At 56.6% G+C, this 20,233-nt stretch carries 17 protein-coding genes; 8 read left to right on the top strand and 9 right to left on the bottom strand.

All coding sequences use genetic code 11. The annotated features are described in order from the left end of the window. Positions 1–85: 85 nt before the first annotated feature. The 3 genes from E1J53_RS16585 (at position 86) to E1J53_RS16575 (ending at position 4,073) form a co-directional block, all read left to right on the top strand. On the top strand, positions 86–2,038 hold the full coding sequence (locus E1J53_RS16585; protein ID WP_134273472.1) for a heavy metal translocating P-type ATPase: 1,953 nt from the start codon (positions 86–88) through the stop codon (positions 2,036–2,038). 84 nt (positions 2,039–2,122) lie between these two features. Further along, positions 2,123–2,311, top strand: coding sequence for a 30S ribosomal protein S21 (rpsU, locus tag E1J53_RS16580; protein ID WP_134273473.1), 189 nt, complete (start codon positions 2,123–2,125; stop codon positions 2,309–2,311). A 193-nt stretch (positions 2,312–2,504) separates the two neighbouring features. Further along, on the top strand, positions 2,505–4,073 hold the full coding sequence (locus tag E1J53_RS16575; protein WP_134273474.1) for an AAA family ATPase: 1,569 nt from the start codon (positions 2,505–2,507) through the stop codon (positions 4,071–4,073). A gap of 131 nt (positions 4,074–4,204) precedes the next feature. Here the strand turns inward: E1J53_RS16575 and E1J53_RS16570 are convergent, their stop codons facing one another. From E1J53_RS16570 to E1J53_RS16550, 5 genes are all read right to left on the bottom strand, one after another. Beyond that, on the bottom strand, positions 4,205–4,510 hold the full coding sequence (locus E1J53_RS16570) for a hypothetical protein (protein WP_134273475.1): 306 nt from the start codon (positions 4,508–4,510) through the stop codon (positions 4,205–4,207). Positions 4,511–4,516: 6 nt separating this feature from the next. Further along, positions 4,517–5,038, bottom strand: a complete 522-nt coding sequence (locus E1J53_RS16565) for a hypothetical protein (RefSeq protein ID WP_134273476.1) — start codon at positions 5,036–5,038, stop codon at positions 4,517–4,519. 87 nt (positions 5,039–5,125) lie between these two features. Continuing rightward, on the bottom strand, positions 5,126–6,538 hold the full coding sequence (locus E1J53_RS16560) for a peptidylprolyl isomerase (RefSeq protein ID WP_134273477.1): 1,413 nt from the start codon (positions 6,536–6,538) through the stop codon (positions 5,126–5,128). 10 nt (positions 6,539–6,548) lie between these two features. Further along, on the bottom strand, positions 6,549–7,400 hold the full coding sequence (locus E1J53_RS16555; RefSeq protein WP_216650069.1) for a peptidylprolyl isomerase: 852 nt from the start codon (positions 7,398–7,400) through the stop codon (positions 6,549–6,551). Continuing rightward, positions 7,397–9,358 carry a peptidylprolyl isomerase gene (locus tag E1J53_RS16550; protein ID WP_173021528.1) on the bottom strand — a complete coding sequence of 654 codons (1,962 nt, stop codon included), beginning with the start codon at positions 9,356–9,358 and terminating at the stop codon, positions 7,397–7,399. The genes E1J53_RS16555 and E1J53_RS16550 overlap by 4 nt, the downstream gene beginning before the upstream one ends. Before the next feature lie 235 nt (positions 9,359–9,593). Here E1J53_RS16550 and E1J53_RS16545 point away from each other — a divergent pair, with 235 nt between their 5' ends. The 4 genes from E1J53_RS16545 (at position 9,594) to E1J53_RS16530 (ending at position 13,743) form a co-directional block, all read left to right on the top strand. Continuing rightward, on the top strand, positions 9,594–10,091 hold the full coding sequence (locus tag E1J53_RS16545) for a hypothetical protein (RefSeq protein ID WP_134273479.1): 498 nt from the start codon (positions 9,594–9,596) through the stop codon (positions 10,089–10,091). Between the two features lie 94 nt (positions 10,092–10,185). Beyond that, positions 10,186–11,271 (top strand): DUF6544 family protein, encoded by a 1,086-nt coding sequence (locus E1J53_RS16540; protein WP_134273480.1) that lies wholly within the window; start codon positions 10,186–10,188, stop codon positions 11,269–11,271. Between the two features lie 125 nt (positions 11,272–11,396). Further along, positions 11,397–12,269, top strand: coding sequence for a lipoyl synthase (gene lipA / locus E1J53_RS16535; protein WP_134273481.1), 873 nt, complete (start codon positions 11,397–11,399; stop codon positions 12,267–12,269). Positions 12,270–12,324: 55 nt separating this feature from the next. Next, positions 12,325–13,743 (top strand): HTTM domain-containing protein, encoded by a 1,419-nt coding sequence (locus tag E1J53_RS16530; protein WP_134273482.1) that lies wholly within the window; start codon positions 12,325–12,327, stop codon positions 13,741–13,743. Between the two features lie 108 nt (positions 13,744–13,851). On the opposite strand, the gene E1J53_RS16525 is transcribed toward E1J53_RS16530, so the two are convergent. Beyond that, complete coding sequence (locus tag E1J53_RS16525) at positions 13,852–14,562, bottom strand: NUDIX domain-containing protein (protein WP_134273483.1); 711 nt, start codon at positions 14,560–14,562, stop codon at positions 13,852–13,854. 84 nt (positions 14,563–14,646) lie between these two features. Here E1J53_RS16525 and E1J53_RS16520 point away from each other — a divergent pair, with 84 nt between their 5' ends. Further along, complete coding sequence (locus E1J53_RS16520) at positions 14,647–17,058, top strand: beta-glucosidase (protein WP_134273484.1); 2,412 nt, start codon at positions 14,647–14,649, stop codon at positions 17,056–17,058. A 60-nt stretch (positions 17,059–17,118) separates the two neighbouring features. On the opposite strand, the gene E1J53_RS16515 is transcribed toward E1J53_RS16520, so the two are convergent. From E1J53_RS16515 to E1J53_RS16505, 3 genes are all read right to left on the bottom strand, one after another. Continuing rightward, positions 17,119–17,673: a M48 family metallopeptidase gene (locus E1J53_RS16515; RefSeq protein WP_134273485.1), complete on the bottom strand. Its 555-nt coding sequence runs from the start codon at positions 17,671–17,673 to the stop codon at positions 17,119–17,121. An 83-nt stretch (positions 17,674–17,756) separates the two neighbouring features. Continuing rightward, on the bottom strand, positions 17,757–18,635 hold the full coding sequence (gene cysM, locus E1J53_RS16510) for a cysteine synthase CysM (RefSeq protein ID WP_134273486.1): 879 nt from the start codon (positions 18,633–18,635) through the stop codon (positions 17,757–17,759). A gap of 248 nt (positions 18,636–18,883) precedes the next feature. After that, a complete protein-coding gene (locus E1J53_RS16505) occupies positions 18,884–20,233 on the bottom strand; it encodes a helix-hairpin-helix domain-containing protein (protein WP_134273487.1) in 1,350 nt (449 codons plus the stop codon).

Here is a 20,233-nt window from a genome sequence, read left to right as displayed (position 1 = left end):
ATCTGTTTTTTGGCGAAGCAGGTGCCAACAAATTCCCGGGTGCCAGCCTACCCGGTTTATCCACAAGATACTTACCTTGCCGGGGATGGAGGCACACGATCATTCATCGGATAACAGTAAAGTCGAACTGGCGGTCGCCATCGGTAGCGGCCTGTTTTGGGGCGCCGGACTACTCGTCGGGCTAATGGGGTGGGGCGGTAACCTCCTGCCCACGGGCTTGTTTGCCACCGCCATCGTCCTGGGTGGCTTCTTTACCGTCGGGGAGGCTTTCGAGGCCCTGCGTCACGGTCGTTTCGAAATCGATTTCCTCATGCTGGTGGCCGCCGCTGGCGCGGCGGCGCTCGGCAACTGGTCGGAAGGAGCCCTGCTGCTCTTTCTGTTCAGCCTGGCCCACGCCCTGGAACACCACGCCCTGCAACGCGCCCGTAAATCAATCGACGCCCTCTCCGAGATCGCGCCAGAAACCGCCTTCATTCGTCAGGGGGGAGAATTGGTGGAAGTGCCCGCGGATTCCCTCAAGCCCGGCGACCGGGTTTACGTAAAACCCAATTCCCGCATTCCCGCAGATGCGGTGGTGCGGGAGGGGGAGAGCGCCGTCAATCAGGCCTCCATCACCGGAGAAAGTATTCCCGTAGAAAAGTATCCCCTCGACGGAACCCTATCCGAAGAATTTTCCCGGATCCCACCCGCTCACCAGGTGTTTTCGGGCACCATCAACGGGTCCGGAGCACTGGAAATTGAGGTGGCCCGGTTGCCGGAGGATTCTACCTTGTCCCGCTTGATTCAGTTGGTACGGGAGGCGGAAGAGCAGCAGTCGCCAACCCAACGCTTTGCGGACCGCTTTGAACGGGTGTTTGTTCCCGTAGTATTGGTCTTTGTGGTGTTGTTACTCTTTGCTTTTCTGGTCATTGACGAGCCTTTCTCCAGCAGCTTTTACCGGGCTATGGCCGTGCTGGTAGCGGCCTCTCCCTGTGCCCTCGCAATTTCCACGCCCAGTGCCGTCCTGGCCGGGATCGCCCGGGCCGCCCGGGGTGGCGTACTCATCAAGGGAGGGAAACCACTGGAAAACCTGGGTACACTCCGCGCCATCGCCTTCGATAAAACGGGCACCCTCACCGAGGGAAAACCCCGTCTGACGGAGGTTATTCCCCTAGGAGATCATACGGAGGAATCCGTGCTGCGCCCCGCCGTAGCGGTGGAATCCCTGAGCGATCACCCCCTGGCGGCCGCCATCGTAACCGGCGGGCGGGAACGCCTGGGGGAAGACTACGCCTTCCCCGAACCCCAGGACATCGAGGCCCTCACCGCCCGGGGTGTCCGCGCCCGGGTGGAAGAAGCCAGGTTTCACCTCGGAAACCGCCGCCTGGCCACCGAAATCACCGGAAGAAAAGTGCCAAAATCAGTTGACGACCAAATGGCTGCCCTGGAAAGCCGGGGCAACACCGTGATGCTGCTGCTCCGGGAAGCGGAATACGTGGGGATCATTGCGGTGATGGACGTCCCCCGACCGGAGGCCAGGCCCACCCTCCAAAAACTTACGGAACTGGGCCTGGAAAGGTTGGTAATGCTTACCGGCGATCATCAGCTCGTGGCCGACGCGGTAGCGCGGCAGCTGGGTATTACGGACCCCATGGGAGGCTTGCTCCCCGAAGACAAGGTGGCCATTGTCGAGCACCTGAAGGGGGAGCTCGGTCAGGTAGCCATGATCGGCGATGGGGTCAATGATGCTCCGGCCATGGCCCGTAGCACGGTCAGTATCGCGATGGGAGCAGCGGGCTCGGCGGTGGCGCTGGAAACGTCGGACGTGGCCCTGATGGCCGATAAACTGGATAAATTACCCTTCGTGGTGGGCCTGAGCCGAAAGGCCCGCCGGATCATCGTGCAAAATGTCTTCATCAGCCTGGGTATGGTGGCCATTCTGGTGCCCCTGACCCTTTTTGGCGTCGCCAGTATGGGACCGGCGGTAGTCGCCCACGAAGGCTCCACCCTGGTAGTCGTCTTCAACGCCCTACGCCTGTTGGCCTATCGGGAAAGATAAATTAACGCAGGAAGTTGTGGATGGGCTTGGCCGACGGAAATTTTAGTCTTATCTTTGCGCTCCAATTAAAAATAGGAGTAGTTAATGCTGATCATCAACGTCCGTGAAGGAGAAAACATCGACCGCGCACTGAAGCGGTACAAGCGTAAATCTATCAACACCCGCGTTATTCGTGAACTGCGTAACCGTCGGGAGTTTAAAAAGCCCAGTGTCAAGCGCCGTAAGGAGAAGCTCAAAGCAGCTTACCGTCTGAAGAAGTACGGCCAGAGCTAAAGACACGCGCTTTAATATTTGACGGGCGCCGTTCGGCGTTTTGCCGTCTGAAACGGCTACGGGGAAGGTACATCCTCCCGTAGCCGTTTTTCTGTTTGTCCCCGTAACGATACAAATTCCCTTACCCACCTACTCAGGGCAAGATGAACGGCCCAACCGTAAAACCCAATGGAGGCTCCTGCGTTTAAGCGGCATGACAACCTCCCCAACCAATTCGCTCCGTCGGCGCACGGAATCCCTGCTGGAGGCCCTCGGGGCCGGCCTCTACGAACGTGAGCGGGCCGTAGGCCTCGCCCTGCTGAGTGCCGTGGCGGGAGAAAGCATCTTCCTGCTGGGACCTCCCGGCGTCGGGAAAAGCCTCATCGCCCGCCGATTGAAGTACGCTTTCCGCGATGGAGTAAGCTTCGAGTACCTCATGTCGAAATTCTCTACCCCCGACGAGGTTTTTGGCCCCATCTCCATCAAAAAACTCAAGGAGGAGGATAAGTACGAACGGCTCACCGAGCGCTACCTGCCCGGAGCCAACATTGTTTTCCTCGACGAAATCTGGAAGGCCGGTCCGGCCATCCAGAATGCCCTGCTGACCATCCTGAACGAAAAGATTTATCGCAACGGAGATGAGGACATTAAGGTGAAAATTCGGGGGATCATCACGGCCTCCAACGAACTGCCCGCCCGCAGTGCCAACCTGGCGCCCATCTGGGACCGCTTCCTCATCCGACTCGAATTGGGCAACATCAAACGGTACGAGAACTTCGTCAAAATGGTGGTCGACACCAGAGACGTTTACCAGGACGACATCCCCGAAGAAACCAAGCTCACCGAGCGGGAACTCGAGGACTGGTCCGCCATGATCGACGAAGTCGAGGTGCCGGCGGAGGTGCTGAATACCCTGCAACTCATGTTGTACAAGATCGAACAGTACAACGAGCAGCCCAATAATGCGGCCAACCAGATCCGGATTTACGATCGCCGCTGGAAAAAGGTCGTCCGACTCCTGCGGGCCTCCGCCTTCCTCCACGGACGCGACCGGGTCAACCTCATGGACTGCTTTCTCATGGAGCACTGCCTGTGGAATAATCCGGAGCAGCAGGAAGTCATCCGGGAAATGCTCGTTGAATCCGTTCGTAAGCACGGCTACTCCGTGGCCGTCAACCTGCAAAATCTCAAGCGGGAAGTCCGGGAGTTTGAACGGGACGTGGAGCAGGAAATCCGCATCCGCCACACCATTGAGGAGGAACAGTTGCTGCCCGTGGCGGAGAGCTACTACCAGCTGGAGAAGGATTTGAGTCAATTCCGGGGTGTGTTGGTCTCCATTGACCAGTTCCGGAACCTGACGAACGACGAGTTCAGTAGCGTCAACTTTTACGATGAAGATAAAAACCTGGTCAACCGTATCCGGGCACGGAAGGGACCGCGGGAAAACACGATTGAGGTGAATTTCAACGGAACCGATCAGGTTTTTCGCCTGAAAACGCACCTGGTGGAACGAACCGAAGTGATCCGTAAGCGCCCCCACCGCATCCTTGAAAAGTTCTGGGATGAGCGCCTGGAGCGACTCAATACCTACATTGCCGGGCAGCAGGAGGCCATTGCGAGCAATGGTCCGGAGGAGTTGCGGGACATCGAATCCCACCTCTTCGTTGAGGAAGCCTACGCCACGGCGGTTCGGGCCAATCTGGAGGAAGTGCGGGAAGCATTGGCGGGCCTTAGCCTGCGGCTGGAGAAATTGCATTTTGCCTACGCGGATCGCACTGCCTGATCCCGATCGGCCTGCGATGACCGAATATTGGTTGGCCTTTGCGAAGGATGGTTTGGGGGCGGAGCCCAGGTGCCGGCACCCACGTAATGAGCCAGGCACCTGCCTGCGGCCATAAACACGGTCGTAGTGACCTACTTCTCTATCCCCGCCTCAATTTCCACAATCGTCTTGCCCGTCTCCGTCCGGTAGTTCAACCTGGAAACCCGGATTTTTTTGGTGAACACACCGGGGTCGGGTAGGGGAGATGCGCTGCCTGAACCTCCCTGATCAGCGTCGCCGCCGGAAACCCCGCCGGCCTTTAAACCGCTAACCACATCGCCAAGGCCAAGATTGACCGCTTCGTCGGTGAGGCACAATTGGCCCTCGATTTTGGCCCCTTCCAGGTCACGAAATTCTGATTGGATCAGGTACTGGAGTACGGGATGAACGTCTGCCATGGTGGGTTATGCTTTAATCTGTAAGGAGACAATCAGTTGCTGTGGCTCGGAACGCAGGGCGAGCTGATGAATGAGCGGCACCAACCCCTGCTGGTCGGCGGCCGTCAGTAAGGCTGGCACGTGCACCCGGAGGTAATCGGTCGTCAGTTCAACGCCCTTGGGCAGGCGTTCGGCGAGCTGACCGTGGAGGAGTTTCAGGATGGGCTTGTCAAACAGTTTGAAACCATCCACGATGTCGAGGTGGAGCCAGGGCTGATCGGGAAAGGAAACGGTCCCCGTGGAGGAAAAGGTGATGGCCCGGCGAACCCGACCAACGACGGGGGCCTGTACCTCAAGGTGTAAAATGAACTGATTGTGGCCGAGGGGCTCAAGGGATAAATGCTCTACGGGAACGTCGTCCGGACGGGCGTCCAAAACGGTATTGAGTAGGCCCTGGCCGAGCGGAAGCCGGACGTTGAGATTGGTACCCGCCAGGTAGCGAGCGGGGTCGGCGAGTAGGGCTTCCAGGGCAGCGGGAGTGCTGGACATTTCTCAGGGGTGGTTTCCTAAATAACCGTGGGGTGCCCGCGGAGTTCACGGGCACCCCACGGTGCAAGATCAGTTTTTCGGTTTCGCTTACCGTTTTTCTCCGGCCGTGATGGTATCCCCGTCTTTTCCAACGGTGATCTGCCGGCTGTCGTTGAGCCAGTTTTGTACCGACGGACAGGGATGGTAACGCTCGTCGATCTTGACGAAGGTTTTTCCGATGGTCTCTTCAATCCAGTCACTCAGGAACTGCTGTTGCTTGGCCTGCTTGGTGGCTTCCTGAATCTTGGCGTAGTCAAGTTTAAGGGTCGCCTGGTGCGGCGCCGTGCGGCTCTGAAGCTGGATGATGCGCAGCATCTTTTCACCCCGTGGGCCCTTGTATTCCAGGGCTTCACTTACGTCACCGACTTCCATATCGTCGATGGTGAAGTAAATGTCGGGGTCCAGGTCCCCAATTTCGAAGAAGGTGTTGCCGCTGGCGGCGTTGGACATCCGTCCGTCGTTGTTGAAACTCTGGACCTTGTCGAAGCCGAAGCGCTTAACGGCAAAGCTGAAGGAAAAGCTGTCTACGCGAATGAGGTTGGCGATGCTGTCCAGGAACATCTTGGATTTTTCGACGTCCTCGTCCAGTACGGGCGCCTGCAGCAGGATGTGGCTGACCCGGATGGAGTTACCCCGACGCTCCTGAAGTTTGATGAGGTGGTAGCCGAATTCGGATTCGACCACGCCACTCATTTCTCCCGGATCCAGGTTGTAGGCAGCGGCCTCAAATTCGGGAACGAACTTACCCCGTTTGGTCCAGCCCAGATCTCCGCCACCACGGGCGGAACCGTCCGAACTGTATTTTTTGGCAGCTTCCTCAAACGTCAGTTCCCCGGAAACGATCATTTCTCGGATTTCCTCCAGTCTGGCAATGGTAACTTCCTTGGTCTCTGCGTTAGGCTCCGGCATGGCCACAATTTCCCCAACTTCCACCTCACTGTTGAAGTAGGGCAGGCTGTCCCGCGGAATCTCGTTAAAGAAAGCCATCACCTCGGCGGGCGTGACCTTCACCTGGCTGACGACGGAGCCCCGAATCCGGTCCACGGCGAGTTGTTCCCGGAGGTCTTCCCGGAACTGCTCTTTGGTGGCCGTAATGGTTTGTCCGTAGTAATCTTCGAACTGTTCGATGCTGCCACCCATGTATCCGAGAATACGGTCAATCCGGGCGTTGAGTTGCTGTTCTACCTCGGCGTCTCCGACCTCGATACTGTCGAGCTTCGACTGGTTATAAAGGAGTTTACCCACCAGGAGTTGGTCCATCATCTGGCAGCGGGCCTCGGGGGGCAGGGGGGTGTTACTCTGGCTGGAGGCCAGGGCAAATTGCTCCTCGAGCTGGGAAAGCAAAATGTATTCCCCACCTACGCGGGCAATTACCTGGTCGATGACCGCAGATTGCCCCTGAATGCTCAAGGGAAGAGCAAGGAATAAAATCGCTACGAAGGAGGCTATACAATGTTTCATGAATGCTGTTTTACCAGGTGGTAAAGGTTTCAATGCTGTTGCGGCGCAGTTCGCGCTCAAATATTTCTTCGCGGGCTTCTTGAATAACCCGCATTTTTCGGCTGTGTAAAATCACCTTGGTGGCCTGGTCTTTTACGTAATCCAGGGGAGCAATTTCCAGCCGTGGCTTTAGTTCCAGAAGGCGAAAGTAATACCGAAAGCTGCCATCCTGCTGGGAAAACTCCCTTTTTGAGTTCACGTTATTGGCCGTCAGGGTTCCTTCGGGGAGTTGATCGGCAATATCGTCCAGGCTGTACCAGGCGTCCGGATCTAGCAGGGAGACTTCCGCAAACCGCTCGCTGTAATTTTTCAGGGCCATGGTATCGGCGATTTTGCCGTTGTCCCAAAGGTCCTGTAGCGAAGCTTCTTCCGGAGTGGGGTAGGGCACCCGTAAAAAGAAACAACGCACGATCGGCCGCTCCAGTTGATACTGGTTTTTGTTGGCTTCGTAATATTCCTGCAGCTGCTCCTGAGAGATCGTGCTGTCCAGCCGCATGCTGACCAACACTTCTTCGTAGTTGCTGCGTACCAGGCTGGCCCGGTAATCCCGCACGAGCTGGTCGATGCCGGCGTCGGTGGGGAGGTTACGCTCGGCCTCCCACTGGAGAACGGCGTCCTTGGTCCACCGGTTTACGAAGGCGGTGATGATTCTGGAACTGTCTTTGGCGTCGGCTGAGGCGGGGAACATGCCTTCCAGTTCGGAAAGCCGGAGTTCCCGCTGGTGTACCCTGGCAAGCAGGGGGTCAGCTTCTTCCGTTTCAATACCGCCACAGGCCGTTGCCAGTAGCAGAGCGGCTACCGCCGCCAGAGTTGCTTTGCTCACGATTTGATCAGTTTAGCAAGCGCTTTTTTGTTGACTTTAATCGGGTACTGTTTGCGAAGGTTTTCGACCCACTGCTTTTCGAGGGCGTCCTGAAAGTCCGCAATCACGTATCCACGGGCTTCCCGCAGTTCTTTGTTCCTGGGGGGAAGGAGCCGCTCCACCTTGTGGAAAGTTGCCTGGTTCTTCCGCAGGTCGTTGGTGAGTTTGGTCAGGCTGCCCTTCTTGGCCTCCAGTCCCTCAAATTCCACCATCCGGTTCAGTTCGTAGGGGCGCGTGGTCACCTCCATGCTGGCCCGGCCAAATTCGTCCTGGGTGGCGTCCGGACCGTGGGTCCGGGCGTACTCGTACACCGACTTGGGGTCAAGGCCACCGGCGGTAGAGACGACGTAGGAGGTGATTTCTGCCCGTTCTCCCCAGCGGTAATCCTCACGGTGTTCTTCGAAGAATTGTTGGAGGCCAAGCGTATCCTCGCTGGCCCGGTCCCACACCTCCATCTTGGTAGCTTCGAACAGGAGGATGCCCTCACGGTATTCCCGCATCAGGGCACGAAACTCCGGATAATCCTTTTCCAGACGGGATTCGGCGTATTCCATCAGTTGCTCCTCGATCCAACTCTCGTAGAGATTGTTGGCCACGGAGTAGGCATTCATCGTCCGACCCATACCAACCCGCTTGCGGGTGTTTTTGGTCAGGTACTCCTGAAAGTCCGTTAGGGTCCGGTTGAAGTCGTCCTCAATCTTGAGTAGGCTTACTTCCCCCTTGACCGCCATGGGCGTCCAGCGAAAGTTAAAGAACGTGGAGTCCACCAGGGTCGCGGCATAGCGACCGAAGGCAGCCTTATTTTCCGTAACGTTATCGCCTGTCCTGATTTTATTGAGCATACGTTGTTCGGCGTCAGCAAACCGGCCGTCGGCCTTGATCTTACTCTCCAAAAGAGCGCGCACATCGTTGAGGGGTTGTATTCCCTTCCGGGAAATCCGCTTAATGATGTGGTAGCCGACTTTACTTTCCACGACATCGGAGTAATCGCCATCGGCTTCGAGGGCAAAGGCCGCATCCTCAATGGCCCGCTCGTAGCGGTTGATGCCAAAGAACCCGATGTAACCGTCGTTGTCCTTAGTCTTGTCGTCTTCACTGAAGGTAGCGGCCACCTGCCCGAAATCGGTACCGTCGTCGAGCAGCAGCTTGGCCTTGTTGATCTTGCCAATGACCGAGGCAGGATCTCCCGATTCGGGTTTGCGTACCATGATGTGGGCCGCTTCAATTTCTCCGCGGGCCGGACGGCTGGCCGTTTTGGCGGCCAGGTGGTACCCCGCTTCGGTGCGGATGGGACCCACTACGGTATTGACCGGTGCTTCGTAGAGTGCGGCTTCCAGGTTGTGTAATCCTTTCGGGAAGGGAGCGGTAACGAAACCAATTTTTCCTCCCTTGTCCTTACTGTACTTATCCTGACTGTACTGCTGCGCCTTTTCCGCGAAGTTGTCGATGGTCACGGTTTGCCGGACACTGTTGGCCAGCTTGAAGAGCCGGAGGGTATCCTCCGGACGCGGATTACCCCGAAACTGAAAGAGGATATGTTGAATTTCAATGTCCTGCTGCTGGTGTTCATGCAGCTCCTGGATCAGTCGATCGGTCACCTGACGGTTGACGAGGTAGTTATCGGCCAACTGCCGCCGGTAGCCCGCCAGTTCCTGCTGTAACGCAGCAACCGTATCAAGGCCCATGGATTTGGCACGGACCACCTTCAGTTTAAAGCGCTGGTACAGGTCCAGGTACTCTTTGATGCTGCTTTCGCTGAAGTCCGCATCGTCTCCGTTGGTCTTGGCGTATATATAGGTGAACTCCTCCACCGTGACGGGTTCTCCGGCGACGGTAAACAGGATATCACTATCTTTTTGACCGGTAAGCGTGGTGCCGCCTACCAAAAAAATGGCCAGTAAAATGAAGTGTTTAATCATCTTCATGCATGGTTTCAATTCATCCGAATCAGTCCCTTTCGGGACCGCAAAAGTAACCATTTTTCGTAGGGTATTATTGTTGGGCGCTAAGAAGTGTTGTTCGCCCCCACCTCCATACGGCCTCTTTAAATGATCATTACGTCAGATTACGCCCGGTAACGGTTCCAACCCTAGGAGCATCCCGCCCGAACTTATTGGGGAGTATCACCTTTCCTTGAAAAAGCCCGCTTGATTTATGCGCTTGATTCTTCTACTACTTTTAGGGGGCCTCTGGTCCTGCTACGGTTCCGAAGGCCGCCAGAATATTGACCTGAGTGACGCCGTGGCGGAACGCCCCGTTGACGGTATCGGCCACTATGTCTACGCCCTTTCCCTGCCGGAGCGGGTGGAGGCCGGTCGGCCCATGGACATCCAGATGGAGTGGCGCACCGCCGGAAGCGTAGACCCCAACGCCCGCTACGTGATGGATATTCGTTTTTCGGGTCCGGCCACCAAGGATTACACCGTTGCCTCTTCCGCCAACACGGTAGGAGAGCTGCACCTTAACAACTGGTTAAGCCACCGCTTTGTGGTGCCGGCCGACTTCCCCGAAGGAACGTATACCGTGGGGGTTAGACTACGCGACGAAAAAAACAACCTGGCCACCGTTCCGGTGGGCTACCGGCAGGAACGGGCCATGGAAGATGGGTTTTGGCGACTGGCGGATTTCGCGGTCGTAAGCGTCATGGACTAGGTGATCATAATCAATTGCTGCGTTGACGGTTGAAGTTCGCCGCAGGGTTGGGGCTCCCTATTTTGGTGCTGATGATCAAACTTCATGTTTGCTGATGAAAACGGTCGTAAGCATCCTGTTAATGCTGCACTTTGTCCTCCACACCTTGGGCTTCCTGCTATCGAACGATTTATTGGGGGCCGTCCACCTTCCACTAGAATTAAGTCGATGGGAAGGGGTTTGCTGGATGCTCGCGGGCATCCTGTTTGCGGGGACGCTGGTGCTTCTCTGGGCCGATTATCCACGCTGGCCGGTAGGAGCCTTTGTGGCCGTGATTCTTTCTCAGGTCCTTATTATCCTCGCCTGGAAGGTGGCCTGGCCGGGGACTCTGGTCAACGGGTTGATACTGTTGCTGTCGGTGGTGTATTTCGCTCAGCAGGAATTCCGGTTAATGGTCAGCGCCGAATCCGAGGAGCTTTCTGCTTCCGTCACGTCGGTAACTGGGGTAATTGGGCAGGACGACCTCAAGGAATTACCACTCCCGGTGAAAAATTGGTTGATGGGAACGGGACTTGTGGGAAAAGCTCCCATCCAGGAAGTCCGGCTGACCCAGTCCCTGAAAATGAAACTCAAGCCGGACCAATCCCAATGGTCAGAGGGAAGCGCCGCCCAGCGCATCTACAGTAATCCGCCGGCTTTCCACTGGTCCGTGGACGTCCGGCTCAACGCCCTGATGGGCTTCATGGGAAGAGATAAGTGGTCAGATGGTGAGGGCTACATGCTGATCAAACTCCTTGGGCTAATACCCGTGGTCAAGGAGGGGCCGAACCCACAAATCAACGAGGCGGCCCTTCAGCGGTTCCTGGCCGAAATCGTTTGGTGCCCCTCGCTGGCCCTCAGTCCGGAGTTGGCGTGGGTACCCGTCGACGATCATTGCGCCCGGGCCATTTATACCCACGGGGAAGTCAGGGGTGAAGGTCTCTTTTGTTTTGACGACGAGTACAACTTCCGCGAGTTTACGGCCCTGCGGTTCAAGGAAACCACCGACGACGCACCACGCCTGCCCTGGAGAGTCAGTTGTGATCGGACCGAGTGGCGAAGTGGCGTGCGTATTCCCACCCGCTGCCGCGCAAGCTGGGAAGTAGAGGGTAAGGAATGGACCTGGCTTGAACTGGAGGTTGGGGAATACGAGCGCCGGTAAGCAGAGGGACATTTCGGGTTTACGGCCAGGGAGAGTCGGATCATCGCCACAACAAATGTCAAATTATCGTCCTCCTTCAACCCAATCCGGCTACCTTTGTATTGTATTGGCAACCCCTACTGAGTATGATCGATCTTCCCGTAGCATCCTCGAAAAAAGAACGTCAACGCAAGCCGGACTGGCTGCGCGTCAAACTCCCCATTGGCCCGGAATACAAGAAAGTCCGGGCACTGGTGGACGAGTACAAGCTACACACCATCTGTCAGAGTGGTAATTGCCCGAACATGGGAGAATGCTGGGGAGCCGGAACGGCGACCTTCATGATCCTCGGTAATACCTGCACCCGCTCCTGCAGCTTCTGTGCGGTAAAAACCGGGCGCCCAACGGAATACGATACCGATGAACCCCGGCGGGTGGCCGAGGCCATCGACCTCATGCAGGTCAAGCACGCCGTGATTACCTCCGTCAACCGCGATGAACTCAAGGACCGTGGTGCCGAAATCTGGTACCAGACCGTTCGGGCGGTAAAGGAAAGAACGCCACAGACCACCATCGAAACCCTCATCCCCGACGTGCGCGCCAACTGGGATGCCCTCTACCGAATGATCGAGGGAGGCCAGGAGGTGGTGAGCCACAACATGGAAACGGTCAGAGAACTTTACCGCAAGGTGCGCCCCCAAGGGAAATACGATCGTAGTCTTGAAGAGCTTCGTCGCATCAAGGAGGCCGGTCACCGGACCAAGACCGGATTCATGGTGGGCCTCGGCGAAACGGACGATCAGGTAGAAAAAATTCTGGACGACCTGCGGGAAGTCGGGGTGGACGTTGTAACCATCGGACAGTACCTGCAACCCACCGCCATGCACCTGGCCGTGGAAAAATTCGTCACTCCGGATACCTTCGCCCACTACAAGGCTATGGGGCTCGAAAAGGGCTTCGATTACGTGGAAAGCGGCCCGCTGGTCCGGTCCAGCTACCACGCCGAGAAGCATATCTAGGGAGCTTGTTACTGGTTGTGAGTTGCCTGGTTGTTGGTTTAGCTATTTTTACGCTATGCCCACTCCGTCGCTAAGTGTCCTTAATCGGCCCGTACCGATCTATACCCTGGTATGGCTACGGATTGCCATGGGCTTACTGGGCGGAGGGGATATTTTGGGAAACGGAATTTACCACCACTGGTACCGGGGAGATTTTGACGGATTCACCTTCCCTTATTACGGGTTCGAGTGGGTGCAACCGCTTCCCGAACCATTCTTCTCCCTGTACTTTGTCATTGGCTTCCTGCTGGGCCTGGCCGTGGCGGCCGGATGGCGGTTTCGGGTCACGGCTCCGCTCTTTGCGGTCTTTTTCTCCTACCTTTTTCTGCTCGAAAAAGCACATTACCTCAACCACGCCTACCTGTTTTGTTGGCTGGTGTGGCTGTTACCCCTCACCCCCGCATGTCGGGAATGGTCCCTGGACGTTTGGCGGCGGCCGGAACGCTGGTCACCGGTAGCACCGGCCTGGGCCGTTTACCTCTTTCCGGCGCTCATGGGACTGGTCTATTTCTTCGGCGGAATCGCTAAACTGAACGCTGACTGGTTACTCCACGCCATGCCCCTCAAACTTTGGCTGTCCGCTCACGCCGATATGCCCCTGATTGGCCCCATCTGGACCAAAGAAATCACGGCCTACCTGATGGCCTGGGGCGGCATGCTACTCGACCTGTCGGCCGCATTTCTCCTGCTCCACAAGCGCCTGCGGTGGGTAGCCCTGGGGCTTCTGGTGTTTTTCCATGCCACCAACCATCTGATCTTCAACATCGGCATTTTCCCCTACCTGTCTATGGTCCTGACGAGCATGTTCTTCGCCCCGGACTGGCCCAAACGTTTCGTCAAATGGCTGGCGGACGGTAGTATTTTTCGGGGCACCTTTAGTTGGGCGCAAGCGCAGGTGCAAGCCTGGCGGGCGAGGTGGCAGCGCAGAGTGGCGCCCCATCTTCAGCAGCCGGCGGAGATTCCCGTGGCCCCGGTCCGGCTACTCCTGGCGGCCGGAATGATACTGTTGGCCATCCATGGTTACCTCCCCTTCCGACACTGGCTCTTTCCCGGGGACGTGGCCTGGACGGAAGAGGGCCATCGCTATAGCTGGCGGATGATGTTGCGGAGCAAGCAGGGCCTGGGAACCTTCCTGCTCGTCGACCGCGCCACCGGCGCGGAGGAAATTGTCCGGCCCAAGAACCGGCTTACCCGGCGGCAGTACCAGAAGATGAGTACCCATCCGGACATGATCCTGCAGTACGCCCACTATCTGCGTGACGAACGCGCAGCAGCGGGCCAGGAGGTGGCGGTCTACGGCCGGTTTCGGGTTCGACTCAACGGCCGCTCCCGGCATCAGTTCATTGACCCCGAAGTGGACCTGGCCACCACCGAATGGCAATGGTGGGGAAGGAAAGACTGGGTAATGGATGAAGGCGTAAAGCAACCCGAATAATGGTCTTGCTTTACTATCAGTAAACGGAGCGCTACGGCGGCGGGGCCTTCCTGGGGCTAAATCCAACGGGAAGGTGGTGAACCTTTGATCGTTAATTGAAGTTTCGGGTCATTTTTTGAGACGATACTGATAGGGGTTACGTCCCGGGGTAGTTTTTTGTACCCGGGGTAGTCGCTCAAATAAGCCGGTCGCGAGCATCGTCTTTTGAAACCTGCTACGGTCAACCTTACTCCCTACGATGGCTTGATGTAGCCGGTGTAGGTCCGGCATCGTAAACACCTCCGGTAAAAGATTGTGGGCCGAGTATTCTCGCTGGGCATCTCTGGTCAGTTGTTCGCGGGCAGTGAGTACAATGTCCCGGTGATCCATCCACATTTCCGGAAGGTCATCAAAATCAAACCAGGCAAAAGCTTCATCAACAAAACTTATTTTGGGGTGGGTCTTCTCCTTGTTGACCAAAGAATAATAGGTCAGAGAGACAAAACGGTTGTTCATCCAGTAATCTTCCGACCACTCCATTCCCAGTTTTTGCATGAACTCCCGGGAAACTTCAGAGAACTGACGGTCCTTGCCACCAAAAACGGCTAAAAACTTCAGGTAGGTATCCTCTAGCCCCGTACGGGTTCTGAGAATGTTTACCGTTGCTTCCTCTACCGACTCCTCCCGCTTCACGTAGCCTCCCGGAAGCAACCACTTGTCACCGACTTTAAGCAGTAGGCACTGAAGCGCATCGTCTCCGTAGCCAATGATGACCAGGTCAATCGATAGGTTCGGAAGAAAATGGCGGTGTCCAAATGCTACTACTTCTTTAATCTGCATGGGGCAAAAGTAATTTATTTTGTGACACTTTGCCACAATTAACTTTGGGACTCTATATTTGTGGCAGATTGTCACAAATATGCTATGGGAAAATTTCTGAAGATTTCGCTGAAGGTACTGGGGGTTCTGGTACTGCTGCTACTGATCACGGGCGTTGGGGTCTGGTGGTACCTAAACGCTACCTTCCTGAGCTTTGAAAAAGGTTACGAGGAAAAAACGGACATTGCGGAACTAACCATCGACGGCTATACCTTTTTAGACCGCAACGGCAACGGGCAATTGGACGTTTACGAGGACGACCGGAAAAACACCCAGGAGCGGGTAGAGGACCTGCTGTCGCAAATGACGCTGGAAGAGAAAATCCACCTCCTCAAGGGTTCCGGTTTGGCCTCGGCAATGGGGACGGGTAACTCCGCCGTAGCTGGTGCCGTTGGCACCATTGTTCCTACCCCCCGTTTGGGGATACCCACCATTTACCTTTCCGATGGCCCCGCAGGATTGCGGATTGAGCCCACTCGGGAGGGCGAAGATCGAACGTACTACGCAACCGCTTTCCCCATTGGAACGCTCCTCGCTTCCACCTGGAATACCGAATTGGTGCACAAAGTCGGTCTGGCCATGGGTAACGAAGCGCGGGAATACGGTATTGACGTAATTCTGGGCCCCGGAGCAAACATTCACCGGCATCCCCTCTGTGGCCGGAATTTCGAGTACTACTCGGAAGATCCGCTGTTGACGGGCTTCATCGGTGCGGCCATGGTGAACGGGATCGAATCCCAGGGCGTAGGCACTTCCGTGAAGCATTTCGTGGCGAACAATCAGGAAACCAACCGAAACTTTAATGACGCGATTGTATCCGATCGGGCCATGCGGGAAATTTACCTCAAAGGCTTTGAAATTATCGTAAGGGAGGCGCAGCCCTGGACCATTATGTCCTCCTACAATAAGGTGAACGGTACCTACACTTCAGAGAGCAAAGAGTTGCTCACGGATATCCTTCGGGACGACTGGGAGTTTGACGGTCTGGTTATGTCGGACTGGTTTGGCGGGCGTGATGCCGCGGCCATGGTCGCCGCGGGGAATGACCTGCTGGAACCCGGGACGAACCGGCAGTGGAAGGCATTGAAGGAAGCCGCAGCGAACGGTAGCCTCACGGAGGAAGAAATTGACCGCTCCGTGCGGCGCATCCTGAAGCTGATCATCGAGTCAAAAAAGATGGAGGGCTATCAATACAGCGATGACCCGGATCTCGACGGCCACGCGGAAATTACCCGCCAATCGGCCGCGGAAGGAATGGTGTTGCTGAAAAATGATGCTACCCTCCCCATCCGGAACGCCAGGAACATTGCGTTGCTGGGGGTAACTTCCTACGACTTCATCGCCGGTGGCACGGGATCGGGTGACGTTAACGAAGCCTATACGGTTTCCCTGGAGGAGGGCCTGACCAACGCCGGGTTTGTCATCAATGAAGCCGCTAAGTACACCTACGAAACCCACAAATCGAATAATCTCGAAGCCTTCGACAAGCCCGAAGGGATCAACGCCATGTTCTCCCCCTACAGCCCACCGGAGTTGGACTACAACAAAGAATTACTGCAAACCATCGTGGAAAGCGCTGATTTAGCGATCATTACCGTCGGTAGAAACAGTGGCGAAGGAGGAGATCGGGTCGAAAAGGACGACTTCTTGCTGACCGAAAAAGAGCGGGAAATGATCAGTAATACCTGCGAAGTTTTTCACGCTGCGGGAAAGAAGGTCGTGGTGGTCATGAACATCGGCGGGGTAATCGAAACCGCATCGTGGAAGTCCCAACCAGACGCCATCCTCCTGGCCTGGCAGGGCGGACAGGAGGGAGGCAACTCGGTAGCAGATATTCTGAGTGGAGATATCAACCCCAGTGGAAAACTGCCCATGACGTTCCCCGTCAACCTCAATGATCACGCAGCCAATGCAAACTTCCCCCTAGATGGAGACCCCATCAACATCATGGATATGTGGAAATCGGATGACGATATCCCCCAGGAAGAAAAAATCAAAAACAAGGATTACACCAACTACGAAGAGGGTATTTACGTGGGCTACCGGCATTTTGACCAGGCCGAACTACCGGTGTCCTATCCCTTTGGCTACGGGTTGAGCTATACCAGCTTTGCGTACGATGATTTAACGGTAACCCTAAATCAGGATACCATCACCGCCCAGCTTACGGTTACCAATACCGGAAATGCCGCGGGGCAGGAAGTCGTTCAGGTGTACACCTCCGTGCCCGATACGAAAATCGACCGCCCCGTCAGGGAACTCAAAACCTTCAGCAAAACCCCCAGCCTTGCCGCGGGAGAATCGGTGACCCTAAGTTTGCGGATTCCGGTATCCGACTTAAGATACTGGTCAGAGCAGGATGCGCAGTGGACGTTGGAGCAGGGCGACTACGAAATTCAGGTAGGTGCATCCTCCAGGAATATTCTGCTGACCGAAAGGATCACTATCGGGGAGTAAAACCGCTGGCGGTCGCAAATTCAGGTAAGGTATTGGTTGGGTTGATTCCTGATGGAAATTTTAATTCCAACTAAAAATTCCGTTTGCCTTAGTGATTTTCCAAAAAGCTTTTACTACCTCAGAAATCGGCATTCTAAATCCGTTGAGATGGTATTTCAGGTGGCCCGCATAGTCCAGTTCTTCCCCGTTCAGCAGCGCGAGGTGCCACTCAGCAATTTTTTCAACCATCGGACCTCGCCAAAACTTGCGGCACTGTTCCAGGTAGGCCAGTACCGATTCTACCCGGCCCGCCTCAATTAGCTCTTTGGCCAGCAGCATATTGGGACCGAAGCTGTTCAACTGCGGGGAGCCGGGGGTAGCCCCCGCCCGGTGCAGGTAAACCACCGCTTCGTCCGTTCGTCCGTTTTCCAGCGCCAGCAGCCCCAAAACGGTATTGGCGCAATGAATCGCGTTGCCGTAATTCCAGCTGTCCGGATGTTTCCGGGCCATGATCAGGTACTCCTCCGCGAGGTGCCTGGCCCGGCCATCTTGATGATTACCCTTATGGTAGACGAGGCCAAGTTTCATGCCCAGTCGAAAAAATGCTTGGTTTTCTTTACTAATGGTCTTTTTCATGCCAAGAATATAGTGGTGTAACTACGGATGAGCCACATCTTTTCGATGAGGCTTCCGTAATGCTCGGCCAAAGGCCGACCTGCCTAGAATATCCCACTCGACAAATACCGGTCCCCCCGGTCACAGATGATGCACACCAGCAGTCCCGCCTCCAGCTCGGCGGCCAGCTTCAGGGCCGCGAACGTGGCCCCACCGGAACTCATTCCGGCAAACACGCCGGCCTCGGCGGCGAGCCGCCGCATGGTGGCAATGGCCTCGTCCTGGCTCACGTCAATTTTGCGGTCCACTACACTGTCGTCGTAAATTTTGGGCAAAAACTCCGGGCTCCACCGTCGGATACCGGGAATACGGCTGCCGTCCGTAGGCTGCACGCCCACGATTTGCACCGCCTCCGATTGTTCGTGCAGGTAGCGGCCCGTGCCGGTGATGGTGCCCGTGGTGCCCATACTGGACACAAAGTGGGTGACCTTCCCCTGGGTGTCCCGCCAGATTTCCGGACCGGTGGTCCGGTAGTGGGCCCGCCAGTTGTCGGGGTTGGCAAACTGGTTGAGCTGCAGGTGGCCCTCCCGGTCGGCCATCTCCTGGGCCAGCTCCCGGCTGTATTCAATGGTCTTTTCGGCCGGCGTCAGGATGACTTCCGCGCCGTAGGCGCGCATGGTCCCGACCCGCTCGGCCGTAGCACTTTCGGGCATGATCAGGGAGATGGGAACCTTGAGCCTGGCGGCAATCATGGCCAGGGCAATGCCCGTATTCCCACTGGTGGCTTCCACGATTCGACGACCACCGTCCAGCTCCCCGCGTTCTTTGGCGCCCATGATCATGCCGTAGGCCGCCCGGTCCTTCACGCTCCCGCCGGGATTTTGACCTTCCAGCTTACCAAATATCCGGACGTCGGGATTGTCCTGAAGCGACGATAGGTCAACGAGCGGAGTGTTGCCAATGAGGGAGAAAAGGTCAGTCATGGGGGGAGTTTTATTTCAAATAACCTGTACGATGGCCGCAGGTTTTAGCAAATGTTTTTGTGGCCCTACCTAACGATCATCAGGCTTTGGTATTCCTGGACATGCGGTCGGCAAGTGTAGTAAATTTTGACGTTTAGACGTATCTATACGTTAGCCTTCCCTTATTCCAATCTCGCCCTCACCATTACCCGAAATGACCGCACCACCAACCCGTTTTTACAAGCGCAAAGGAAGATTCGACAAATACCCTATTCAAAGCTCAAATAGGGGAGGAGCTGCTCCAGATTCTCGGGGGTGAGCAGTCGGAGCGGTCGCAAATCTTCGGCCGAGCGGTAGGGGCCGTGCTTTTGCCGGTAACTGACGATGTTGTTGGCCACCTTTCGCGAGATGTAGGGGTGGCGGTTAAGCTCGTCAACCGTCGCCCGGTTAAGGTCCAGTTTGCGGGTCACGGGACTGCCCTTCAGCCAGGGCCGGATGCGCTGGAAGGTAGAATCTGGCAGGCCGTGGGTGTCGGCAATCTGGTGGATGTCCCGGAAGCCGCCGAGCGCATCCCGAAAGCGGATGATCCGTTTGGCCCGGTAGGGGCCGATGCCGGGTAGCGTCTCCCAGTCGGCCGCCGTACTTTGGTTGACGTCGAACGAGGCCGGCGGCGGTGTTGCCTTTTTTGTGGCGTAAGCTTTGGGGGTGGCGGAGTGGTCGTAGGGGCGAGGGGCCGCAGGTGCCGCGTCGTCCGGTAGGGCCAGGCGAATCAGGGGAATCACCTCGGTGAGAAAGGCGGAATCCAGAGTGTTCACCCGGCGCACCGCTTCGGGGTAGCGGAAGGTAATCTCCCGACCCGCCCGGTAGCGCTCCAGCGCCCGGACCTCGTGGGGCAGAAAACCTAGTCGGGCGAGACTATCGCCCGGCGTGCGGTTTGGATCCCAGGAGAACCGTTCCCGCTGTCGGGCGGGTGGGGTAGTGGGGTAGTCCTCAACTACCGCCAGGGCCACCAACCGGTCTTTATCCGCCTCGCTGAGTACGTACAACTTCCGGATATCCTCCGCGCTGCGGAAGGCCCGCCTTCGATCCCCCCGGAATTTTATCCATCCGGCGGCCTGCTTTTTACTCAGGCCAAGCTTTCGCAGATCAACAACGCCCACGGTATTGGGATCAAAGGGAAAACTTTGCACCTGCGGTGACGCCAAATAAGCCCTGCTTTCCCCAAATATCGCCAGCTCCACGAGTCGGTCCTTATCCGCTTCACTCAGTACGTAAAGCTTGCGGATGTCCTCCGGCCCGCGAAAGGCGCCTGACCGATTTCCCCGGAATTTGATCCAGCTGGCCGCCTGTTTTTCACTCAGGCCCAGTTCCATCAGCTTTTCTGGGGAAACAGTGTTGGGGTCGAAGGGAAAGGAAGCCGGCTCCACGGACGTGATGGCTTCCCTCCGTTCCCACTCCGCCAGCAGGAACGCGTGCGCCCGCAGGTACGCTTCGTTTTCCGGAGGGGTCGACCTTGCGGGAGACCACCAGTAGCAGCACCCCACCGCTACGCAGAGCAGGGCAAAAAGTCCAAGTCTTTGGTGCCGGGGCCAGGCTCCGATGCGGTGGCGTGCTACCAT

Source organism: Lewinella sp. W8, assembly GCF_004375085.3.
Lineage (GTDB): Bacteria > Bacteroidota > Bacteroidia > Chitinophagales > Saprospiraceae > Neolewinella.
The sequence above is the reverse complement of the archived record's forward strand: the minus strand, read 5'-3'. Positions and strand labels throughout refer to the sequence as shown.